This window comes from Marinomonas communis (assembly GCF_004363305.1).
Classification (GTDB): Bacteria; Pseudomonadota; Gammaproteobacteria; order Pseudomonadales; family Marinomonadaceae; genus Marinomonas; species Marinomonas communis.
In genome coordinates this window covers 22416-33428 of the sequence record NZ_SNZA01000003.1, presented here as the reverse complement: position 1 = coordinate 33428, position 11013 = coordinate 22416, and the positions used below count along the sequence as shown (strand labels likewise).

Sequence of the window (11013 nt, the reverse complement as noted above, 5' to 3'; positions counted from 1 at the left end):
GTTTATTGAGCAATCCGCTTCTCCATAACCTATTAAATCAGCCTATTATGGAGAAGCCATAAGGACTAACGTGCGGGAGGTGTATTAGATATGACAGGCGACACCAGCCACTCACGACCTTTTAGCATTCCCTCCCAATATACCCAAGGCAAACTTTTCTCTTTCAACAACCAAGCTAAGTAGGAAGGTTTAGTGCCATCAATCAGCCAATTTGGAAAACTTGGTTTCACTTTGCCACCGTACACGAACTCAGCCAATACGATCTTGCCGCGTTCGACCGTCAGCGGACAAGAGCCGTAACCGTCATATAAAGCTCGAGGGGATTGCTGTACCAAAACGGATAATACGTTTTCAGCAACAACAGGGGCCTGCGCCCTCGCCGCTGCCGCGGTTTTAGCGTTAGGTGTGTTGGTACCATCACCTAGACCAAACACATTGTTGTATTTTTTATGCTGCAGTGTATCAGGGTAAACATCGACCCACCCAGCGTCATCTGCCAGTGGACTATGTTTGATAAAATCTAGAGCACACTGTGGTGGGCAGACATGTAACATATCAAAGGACTTTTCTATTTGCTCTTTCTCACCTTGAGCGTTGGTGACTTCGAAGGTCGCAACTTGCTGTTCACCGTCTACCGCGATCAACGTCTGATTCAGATTTAGCTGAATACGATACTTTTCAATGTATGACATGAGCGCTGGTACATAGTCCGCCACACCAAACAATACGCCCCCAGCATTACAAAATTCGACGTCGATATCCCCCAGTACTCCTTGGCTAAGCCACTCACTGCATGACAAGTACATGGCTTTTTGCGGGGCACCGGCACATTTAATGGGCATTGGAGGCTGCGTAAAAATCGCTTTACCTTTCTTCAACTGCTGTACGTTTTGCCAAGTGTATGGTGCCGTTTCCCATTGGTAATTCGACGTCACACCATTTTTACCGAGTGTTTCTTTTAGCCCAGGAATGGCTTCCCAGTTTAATTTAAGACCCGGTGAGACGACGAGAGCCTTGTAGGAAATAACTTGACCATTAGCTAATGTGACAGAGTTTTCATCAGGCTGGAACGTATCCGCTGCTTCAGAGTAATGTTTGACACCATTAGGGATCACAGAAGACATTGGGCGACGCGTTTGCGACTGCTTAAACACACCACCGCCAACCAAAGTCCAACCTGGCTGGTATGAATGCTCCGTTGCAGGATCAATCAATGCGATATTTAAATTTGCTCTGCGCTTAAGCAAACTGGCTGCAACTGCTACACCACCCGCTCCAGCACCGACTATGACCACATCATGTTGAAAATTTTGCATGGCTAACCTCCTACACTATTGTGCGACTCGATCAATTAAAGCAGTCATGTTGTAACCCGCAGTTTCGCTGAGTTGCAGTAACTTCGATGTCGTCATCTGGTCTGGATTTGCCAATACCCACAGAGATAAGCTTCGTGTTCCTGTTCGGCAGAAAGCCAATGTATTTCCGGTGCTGGTGATAGCATCCTTAAACTTCGCCACATCGGCATCATGAAACTGGCCAGGCGCAATAGGGAGAAACGTAAATGACATCCCATGTTGCTGAGCGACTTCTTGAAGGGTTTCACTCAACGGCTGCTCATCTGCTTCATGATCAGGACGGTTGCAAATCAAATGTGAAATGCCTGCTTCGGCTAACGCTGGAATATCTTCGGGGTGAATCTGTTCTGATACGAAGAAGCTCTCTGTTATGGGTTTCATGAAACTCTCCAATGGTGCTCTCATTTTTATTAAATAGGATGGTGTAAAGCCATTTAATTACTTTTTCGAATAACCTTATAACTATATAAATTATTATATTAGAACATCCTCAATCAAATTCACAATACGTATCGTAAGTATTTTCAAAGACTGAAAGCATTTTCGCAGCGATTTTAAGCAAGCAAACCGATACGATTTTTTCTGTTGAAATCATACATAAATGACATACCAAGCAATGCTTTAAGCAATCAGGGTTTTGAAAATATAACTATATTTCAATAAGTTAGAAATCAATCCAAATAAACCAAACAACCCCAGCCTAGTTCTAGCAGCTCTTACTATAGCCCCCCTAAAAAGAAACTATTCCTCTCGCATTTCATTTAACGATAGGCTCAAGGAGTCATCCCTAAAGTAAGAAATAGCCCTATGTCACACGTACCTTATGCTGATACTCCGATTCACGCAGAAACAGTTTTTAACGCCATCCACGAAGCTGGTATTCCGTCCATGGCAAAAGCCGGCATTCGCGAGTTGGTCTCGCTGGTCAATAAAATTGAGCAGCGCACAGGAGATCACTACATTCGCATGGAAATGGGAGTTCCAGGTCTTCCAGCGCCAGAAATAGGCATCGCGGCAGAAGCACAAGCACTGCAGAGTGGCGTGGGCTCAAAGTACCCGATGATCGAAGGCGTTCCGAGCTTAAAGCAGGAAATTAGCCGTTTCTGCAAGCAGTTCTTAAACCTAGAAGTTTCCCCTGAGACCTGTTTCCCGACGGTCGGTGCTGCACAAGGTGCTCTCGCTATGTTTCTGGTTGGTAACCGCATTCGCGAGCAAGGCGGCACATTATTTATTGATCCAGGCTTTCCTAATCAAAAGCGTCAGCTGGCGATGATCAACCAGAAATGGGGCAGCTTTGATGTGTACAATTATCGTGGCGAAGCGCTGAGAGACGCCCTAGAAGAACACCTATCAACTGGTCAGTACACAACATTACTGTACTCCAACCCGAACAACCCTGCTTGGATTTGCTTTGATCATCAAGAACTCCAAATCATTGCCGAGGTGACGAAAAAATACGACGTGATCGTAATCGAAGATTTAGCCTACTTCGGTATGGATTACCGCTCAGACTATTCGATTCCTGGACAAGCACCTTATCAACCGTCAATCGCTCACTACACGGATCAATATGCACTGCTGATCTCCAGCTCTAAAGTTTTCAGTTACGCTGGCCAGCGAATTGGTAGCATGGTGATTTCTGAGGCGTTATTTAAACGCAGCTTCCCAACACTTAAAGCAACATTGGGTAATGAGCAATTTGGTAAAGCCATGGTTTTTGGTGCGCTGCATGGCTTGTCTTCAGGTGTCACGCATTCAACACAATACGGTTTAGCCGCCATGCTCAAAGCGGCTAACGACGGTACGCTTCCCTTCCTAAATATGACGCAAGTGTATGAAGCCCGTGCAGCAAAAATGAAACAGCTCTTCGTCGAACACGGCTTTAAAATCGTCTACGACAATGACAATGGTGAGCCCTTAAGCGACGGTTTTTACTTCACCTTTGCTTACCCAGATATGAGCGGCGATGAATTACTGACCGCGCTGCTTTACCACGGCATCAGTGCCATTTCCCTAGCCAATACCGGCTCTGAGCAGATTCATGGGGCGCGCGCCTGCGTTTCTCAAGTACGTGACGAGCAACTTGCTGACCTTGAATATCGCTTAGCGGCTTTTGAAAAGCGATTCCCTCGATAACAGCTGATCAAACAGGGCTTCACTCATAATTCAGTGAAGCCCTTCTTCATCCTTTCGCCCATCTGAATGACGTAAGAAACCACCAAATACTGTCTATTTTTCTGACAATTATGCGAACAATGAATAGCTAACGTGTAGTAAGCGTGCAGTCTTTCGATAATGCTTGAAAACTCAGCCTGCACCATCAAACCTAATAGCTAACACGTTGCGAAACGTCTTCTCGACTTAACTAAGATTGGACGAATGAAAGGAGAGAACGATGCAAAACCACACACAAGCAATTGAAACGAAACATGTGGCAGACATTATCAAAGTCATGAATGGTGGTATTGAATTCTACGAAAAAGCCAAACAGGAAGTAGACAGCCCTCGTATAGAACGCATGTTTAACAAAATGATCGAAGCGAAAGAAGCTGCCGTCAGCGAGTTACAGCCATTCGCGATTGCAGAGAAAGGTCATATTGAAGAAGGCTCTAATTTAGAAGTGGAAGCACGTCAGGCTTACACTAAATTATTGGATAAAGTCACTAAGGCTTCCACTGAACATACTTACGTTGACCAATTAGAAGAGGTCGAAGACAAGGTGCTTGAGGAGCTTGACGAGGCACTCAAACTCGATCAGCCATCTGGTTGCGAGCGAGCTTTACGTGCGGTCCAAGCTCGAATGCGAGAGTGTCATGATGAGATGAAAGCTCTACAAATGACGACTCATTAAAGCTATTTAGTTAGTGCTTAAATTGAATCGCAAAAACGGCCTCCATCGAGGCCGTTTTTCTGTATCAAAATACACATTAGACTAACAAAAAGCGATTAGCCATCTTCGATGCATTTTTGCCGCAAATGCCCTGTAAAAATGTCTAAAATTCGCACGTTTCGCGCTAGTCACCAGAATACCTTTCTACTAGAATACCGCCTTTTCAACGACGGGGCTGACCGCCATGTTACAGACACCTTACTACCTCATTGATAAAGCGAAACTGCTAAAGAATTTAGAGAAGATCGCTTACGTGCGCGAACACTCCGGCGCAAAATCACTGTTGGCCTTGAAGTGCTTTGCTACTTGGTCGGTATTTGACCTGATGCAAGAGTACATGGATGGCACGACCTCATCCTCGTTGTATGAAGTCAAACTGGGCAAGCAAAAGTTTGCTGGTGAAACTCATGCCTACAGCGTGGCCTATGCAGACAATGAAATCGAAGAAGTGCTGGAAAACAGCGACAAAATCATCTTCAACACCATTGGTCAATTTGAGCGCTTTAAAGAAGCGAGCCAAGACAAAACTCGCGGTCTACGCGTAAACCCACAAGTTAGTACTTCTGAGTTCATCATCGCAGATCCTGCTCGCCCATTTAGTCGCCTTGGCGAATGGGACCCAAAACGCATTGAAAGCGTGATCGATGACATCTCAGGCTTTATGTTCCACAACAACTGTGAGAACAATAATTTTGATCGTTTTGACGAAATGCTCACCTTGATCGAAGAACGCTTTGGCTACCTAATCGAGAAGATGCAGTGGATCAGCCTAGGTGGCGGCATTCACTTCACTGGTGAAGGCTACCCAATCGACCAATTCTGTGCCCGATTAAAAGCCTTCTCAGACAAGTACGGTGTCCAAGTTTATCTAGAACCAGGTGAAGCCTCGATCACGAAGAGTACTACCCTTGAAGTGACCGTATTGGACACTTTGTACAATGGCAAAAACTTAGCCATTGTCGACAGCTCAATCGAAGCCCATATGCTGGATCTTTTGATTTACCGTGAAAACGCTCGCATGACCCCATGCGACGGCGATCATGAATACATGATTTGCGGTAAGTCTTGTCTGGCGGGCGATATCTTTGGCGAATTTAAATTCAACCATGAACTCAAAGTCGGTGATCGTATCTCCATAGAAGATGCGGCAGGCTACACCATGGTGAAGAAAAACTGGTTTAACGGCGTCAAAATGCCATCCATCGCGGTGAAACAATTAGACGGTACCATTGAACTGGTGCGCGAATTTGACTACGACGACTTTATGCACAACCTTTCCTAAGGCTGCATCATTTCAACACTGGAGATAGTAATACCATGAAAAAGAACGTACTGATTATCGGTGCCGGAGGGGTTGCACGCGTTGTGGCTCACAAATGCGCCCAACACAATGACACACTGGGCGATATCGCCATTGCCTCACGCAGCGTTGCGAAATGCGAAGATATCGTTGCCAGTGTCCACGAAAAAGGCGCTATGAAGGTTGAGGGCCGCATTCAGGCATATGCTCTTGACGCTCTAGATGTTGCCGCGACGGTTAAACTGATCAAAGAAACCAACTCTGAGATCGTCATCAACGTAGGTTCTGCCTTCATCAACATGTCTGTTCTTGAAGCATGTATGGAAGCAGGCGTTGCTTACTTAGACACAGCGATCCACGAAGATCCAACGAAAATTTGTGAAACCCCACCATGGTACGCAAACTACGAATGGAAACGCCGCGAAGCCTGCAAAGAAAAAGGCATCACAGCGATTTTGGGTGTAGGTTTTGATCCAGGTGTTGTAAACGCCTACGCAGCTCTTGCGTACAATCACTACTTCGACAGCGTAAGTGACATCGACATCATCGATATCAACGCAGGTAGTCATGGCAAGTACTTCGCGACTAACTTCGACCCAGAAATCAACTTCCGTGAATTTACCGGTGTTGTGTACTCTTGGCAGAATCGCGAGTGGAACGTCAACAAAATGTTTGAAGTAAGCCGTACTGATGACCTACCTGTGGTAGGTAAGCAAACGTCTTACATGAGTGGTCACGACGAAGTGCACTCAATTTCACAAAACCTAGACGTGCCAAACGTACGTTTCTGGATGGGCTTTGGTGAGCATTACATCAACGTTTTCACCGTATTGAAGAGCCTAGGTCTATTGTCAGAGCAGCCAGTTAAAACAGCTGAAGGTCTAGAAGTTGTACCGCTTAAAGTGGTGAAAGCAGTACTTCCTGATCCATCTTCTCTAGCACCAGACTACACAGGTAACACGTGTATCGGTGACAAAGTGAAAGGCATCAAAGACGGTGTAGAGAAAGAAGTCTTCATCTACAACGTTGCTGATCACAAAGACGCTTACAACGAAGTGGGCAGCCAAGGTATCTCTTACACAGCCGGCGTTCCACCGGTTGCAGCGGCAATCCTTGTTGCAAACGGCACTTGGGACTGTGCAGAAATGCGTAACGTTGAGCAACTAGACCCTCGCCCATTCCTAGGTCTTTTGAACGAGATGGGTCTACCAACTCGCATCCAAGACGAAGACGGCGACCGTCCTTTCGAATACAACGCATAATCTTTGTAAAAGAAAATAGCGTATTCGTCATCTTAAAAAGCCCAGCAGTTGCTGGGCTTTTTTATGTGCTTTCTATGTGTTTTTTATGTAGACAGTATCACCAGCCCCATCAAGCCGTCACAAGTCCGCGGATATCTTCCTCGAAATACGCTAACGCGCGGCGTTCAATCGCTCGAACGCCCTCTTGTTGTTGAGCCGTTAGATTGTGATATTTAGACGCAGCGCCAAAGTCACCAAATAGAATATGTCCTGCTGGATTAATCAGTACATTATGAGCGTATAAATCCCCATGGCTAACTTGCTTGCTTTCTAAGTGCGCGAACAGATCGCGCATTTGCGCAATGATGAACTCAGCCTGATCTGAACTAAACGCTTGCCCTTGGGTAAAGGTGTCACGAGTACACGTTTCCAAGCTCGGCGGCTGTCCTAAGTTGTAGTAGTCAGACGGAATCAGGTCCATCACTAAAGCCGAGTAATTTGGCTCGTGAATGTGCGCCAACGGTTTCACTAAATTCTCATGCTCTCCGACGGTCAAACAAGCGTCTAACTCATCTGCTGGGAAGCCGTCACTGGTCACTTCTCCTTTGAACACCTTTACCGCTACTTGCTCAGCAAAACCGTTTACATTGTTCTGCCATGTGGCACGAGAAATCAGCCCAGATGCCCCCATCCCTAATACTTCGTGAAGCAAAACATCTGCAGAGTGCACCTGAACAAACTCCAAGTGCTCATCTTGAGCGGGGCAAAACGGGTTACCCGAAAATGCCAGCCAAGCGAGTTTTGGTAGATCAAGCAGCACATCTGGAAACTCGGCTAAAGCATTCGCTGAAATGCGCAGTAAGCCAAGATTTTTCAGCTGGGCGAATGAGTCTGGAAGAGCTGGAATTTGATTACCGGCCAAAGCACACTTCTCTAGTCGAGTTAGTGAACCGATGCTTTCCGGCAGTGATTTGATGGCATTATCCGTTAAAATGAGCCAACGAGTTTGTTTGGGCAAACACGTTTCCGATACTGTCTGAATCTGATTATGCTTAAAACCGATCATCTCTAGCTTAGGCATCTGCCCCAGCACATCGGGCACATGAGAAAAGCAGTTATTCGATGCAAACAAGATTTTCAGATTCTTCAGCCGCGTTAAATCTTCAGGAAGATCACTCAAGCGATTATTCGACAGATCCAGAACTTCTAAAGAGTCCGCCAGAGTAAATATCTCTTCAGGAAAAACGCTTAAATCAGCACTCAACTGGAGACGCTTAACCCCCTGTAACGCTCCATTACGTAGCTGTTCTAAAGTATGCACGACTCTGACTTACCTCGTTTGCGATTAAAATTGAGTAGGCATTATGCCAGAACTTGCTCGTGGTATAGACATACTTCTTAGCAAGAAAAATGCCCCAGCGAAGGGGCATTGAGGCAACACTCAGAGACATGAGTTATTGAATGGACTTGATCCAGGCAAACAATTCATCTAGATCATAATCACCACTGTGTGGGACATCCCAAGGCATAAAGTAGTCTACATCATGGCCGGTGTTCTCAAGCTTCGCTGCAAGGACAGCTGAAATCGCTAATGAAGTATCTCGGTCCTTTGTGCCCACACGGATGCGCCAATGTGATGCCGTTTGAGCATCTGAAGTGCCAATATAATTCATTGGGTTCATGAGCTTAACAGTGCCTTCACTTACTTGCTTAGCCGCCACGGTGCTGTGTTGCGTAGAGAATTCAGTGAAGTGCTGATTATCCGTTAATGCATTACCAAATAGATTGTTTTCACCAGCACTTAGATCCAGCGCGTCAAACGCAGGCGGTAGCTTCTGACGCACTGCATAGCTGCGATATTTATCCCAATCAATAGCAGTGACGCGCCCTTGATCAATGGTGACGAACTCAAAGCTAGATAAATCCTGACCTTTTTCTAGTGCACTTTGAGCTGATACTTGGATGTGAGTCACCACCGCGTCTTTAAATGAACCATTTCCGGCTTGATCTAACGTCAAAGGATGACCCGAAGAATCTTTCAGACCTAGACTGTTAACATACTCAGGGAACAAAGGCTTCAGCTGATCAGACACCTGTTGTTCTTCCTCCGTTAATGTCCCCGCGACCAGCTCGCGTTTCACTTGGTAGTCCAACATCGATATGTTCATTTTCTGGTAATCATTGTAACCATTAAACTGCCACTCATACGCCATGTCCGCATGCTCTAGGTTAGTGATTGGACAATAAGCAGAGACAGCCCAAATCGCATCAGAGCCGGGCGCAGCTCCCAATGCCGTTAAATAGATGTCGTAATCGGTGCTATCAGCGCTTGCTCCCAATAAGGCAGATAAAGCGCCACCCGCACTGGTGCCATTTGAGACGATTTTATTTGCATCACCCGGCATCACGCCATCATTGAAATGTAAATATCGCACAGCCGCTTTTAAGTCGACAATGGCTGCAGGCGCTTTACCAGCCCATCGTCCATCAGCCGTTTGATTCGTTCGTCCCCTTGCCGCAGGAGCCGCCACAACAAGGCCTTTAGACAATGCTACCAGCGCAGAATTGGCTTGCCCTGTGCGATCATTTGTCCCGACCACCATGGCTTTACCCGGCATGTATCCACCTACCTGATTAGGTAAGAAAATAGGAGCGGTGTCTGCCTGATAACCTTGAATACTGCCACCCTGAAAATACGCTTCAGGGATGTAAATGTTCATCACCTGATAGTCGCTAACAACCGGCTTGGTCACATATGGAATGCTTTCATAAGCTCGGTACTGGATCGACTGTCCATCATATTCAATGGTTTTACTTTCATAATGATCAGAGTTGAATTCTAGTCCCATGACATCCGCCTGTACGCCACCACTAAGAATCAATGCTGCACTACTGCAACAAGTTAAAATAAGCGCTTTCATCGTTCGTTGACCTAATCAATTTAACCTATTGATCATAGCAAACTCACTTTTCGAATGAGCAACAGCGAAAGTAAAGCTAAGTAAACCTTGCAAGCTAGGTGCTTTTTACTTGGCTATCGGACACAAAAAAGCCTCTTAAAAGAGGCTAATTCGATTTATTACAGAGCATTACAGTTAAGCAAACAATGATTTAAGGGTCATCAAATGCTGCTGCTTACTCTTGCTATCCAACCAGCTACCTTCAAAGGCATTGCAGGCTAAGGCGTATAATTCATCTTTGCTGATCCCTGTATCCTTTACTAACGCAGCAAAGTTATCATTCATATAACCACCAAAATACGCTGGGTCATCCGAGTTCACGGTTGCATTTAAGCCATAACGCAGCATGGTGCGAATTGGGTGGTCCTCTAACGTATCCACCACACAAAGCTTAAGGTTCGACAATGGGCAAACGGTTAAAGTCAGGCCTTTGTGTTTAATGGTCGCGATCAGGTCTTCGTCTTCTAGCGCACGGTTACCATGGTCAATGCGATCCACACCGATCACATCCAGCGCTTGCCAAACATACTCTGGCGGCCCCTCTTCCCCTGCATGAGCTGTCACAGGTAAACCGAGTGCCTTACACTCGCGGAACACGTTTTCAAACTTCACCGGCGGATGACCCACTTCTGAGCTATCCAATCCAACACCATCGATCCACTCCAAGAACGGTTTAGCCAGTTCCAAGGTTTCAAACGCACTGGCTTCATCTAAGTGTCGTAAGAACGACATGATCAGTTTGAATGTGATACCTAAATCACGTTCGGCATCTTTTAGTGCGCCATAGATGCCTTTGATTTGTGTTTCAAAGCTTACACCGCGGCTTAAGTGCCCTTGAGGGTCAAAGAAAATCTCGACATGCACTACATTGTCTTCGTGCACACGCTTTAGATATGCCATGGTTAAATCGTAAAAATCCTGCTCTTTAAGCAGCACCGACATACCTTGGTAATACAGATCCAAGAAGTCCTGCAGGTTCTCGAATTGGTAGGCTTCTTTTAACTCTTCCACTGAGTTGTACTTCAGCACAACTTGGTTACGTTGGGCGATGGCGAACATCTGCTCTGGCTCGAACGTGCCTTCAATATGCAAATGCAGCTCCGCCTTTGGCATCTTCATTGCCAAATCTAATAATGCTTCAGAGCTGGTCATGTCTCTCCCCTTACTCAATGCTTTACTCAATGGAAAGCTGTCACTTTTTACTATCTACTTCCTAAAAATTAGCAACGGATCACTATTTTAGAAACTTAACTGTTTGGTTAACTTG

At 45.8% G+C, this 11013-nt stretch carries 9 protein-coding genes; 4 read left to right on the top strand and 5 right to left on the bottom strand.

Features of this window, described 5'->3' with window-relative positions; translation table 11 throughout:
* Positions 1 to 65 precede the first annotated feature (65 nt).
* The gene (locus tag C8D85_RS09215; protein ID WP_342353328.1) at positions 66 to 1316 is read right to left on the bottom strand and encodes an NAD(P)/FAD-dependent oxidoreductase; all 1251 of its coding nucleotides are present in this window, start codon (positions 1314 to 1316) and stop codon (positions 66 to 68) included.
* A 15-nt stretch (positions 1317 to 1331) separates the two neighbouring features.
* Complete coding sequence (locus C8D85_RS18245; protein ID WP_342353327.1) at positions 1332 to 1736, bottom strand: protein tyrosine phosphatase family protein; 405 nt, start codon at positions 1734 to 1736, stop codon at positions 1332 to 1334.
* A 426-nt stretch (positions 1737 to 2162) separates the two neighbouring features.
* On the opposite strand from C8D85_RS18245, the gene C8D85_RS09210 reads away from it, so the two are divergent.
* From C8D85_RS09210 to C8D85_RS09195, 4 genes are all read left to right on the top strand, one after another.
* Positions 2163 to 3491: an aminotransferase class I/II-fold pyridoxal phosphate-dependent enzyme gene (locus C8D85_RS09210; RefSeq protein ID WP_133561953.1), complete on the top strand. Its 1329-nt coding sequence runs from the start codon at positions 2163 to 2165 to the stop codon at positions 3489 to 3491.
* 259 nt (positions 3492 to 3750) lie between these two features.
* Positions 3751 to 4206, top strand: coding sequence for a PA2169 family four-helix-bundle protein (locus C8D85_RS09205; RefSeq protein WP_133561951.1), 456 nt, complete (start codon positions 3751 to 3753; stop codon positions 4204 to 4206).
* A gap of 223 nt (positions 4207 to 4429) precedes the next feature.
* Positions 4430 to 5527: a carboxynorspermidine decarboxylase gene (gene nspC, locus C8D85_RS09200; protein WP_133561941.1), complete on the top strand. Its 1098-nt coding sequence runs from the start codon at positions 4430 to 4432 to the stop codon at positions 5525 to 5527.
* A gap of 35 nt (positions 5528 to 5562) precedes the next feature.
* Positions 5563 to 6807, top strand: a complete 1245-nt coding sequence (locus tag C8D85_RS09195; RefSeq protein ID WP_133561939.1) for a saccharopine dehydrogenase family protein — start codon at positions 5563 to 5565, stop codon at positions 6805 to 6807.
* Positions 6808 to 6916: 109 nt separating this feature from the next.
* Here C8D85_RS09195 and C8D85_RS09190 read toward each other — a convergent pair whose 3' ends face one another.
* The 3 genes from C8D85_RS09190 to C8D85_RS09180 form a co-directional block, all read right to left on the bottom strand.
* Positions 6917 to 8107: a leucine-rich repeat-containing protein kinase family protein gene (locus C8D85_RS09190; RefSeq protein ID WP_133561938.1), complete on the bottom strand. Its 1191-nt coding sequence runs from the start codon at positions 8105 to 8107 to the stop codon at positions 6917 to 6919.
* A 133-nt stretch (positions 8108 to 8240) separates the two neighbouring features.
* Positions 8241 to 9707, bottom strand: coding sequence for a subtype B tannase (locus C8D85_RS09185; RefSeq protein WP_133561936.1), 1467 nt, complete (start codon positions 9705 to 9707; stop codon positions 8241 to 8243).
* 174 nt (positions 9708 to 9881) lie between these two features.
* Positions 9882 to 10898 carry an adenosine deaminase gene (locus C8D85_RS09180; protein WP_133561934.1) on the bottom strand — a complete coding sequence of 339 codons (1017 nt, stop codon included), beginning with the start codon at positions 10896 to 10898 and terminating at the stop codon, positions 9882 to 9884.
* Positions 10899 to 11013: the final 115 nt, after the last annotated feature.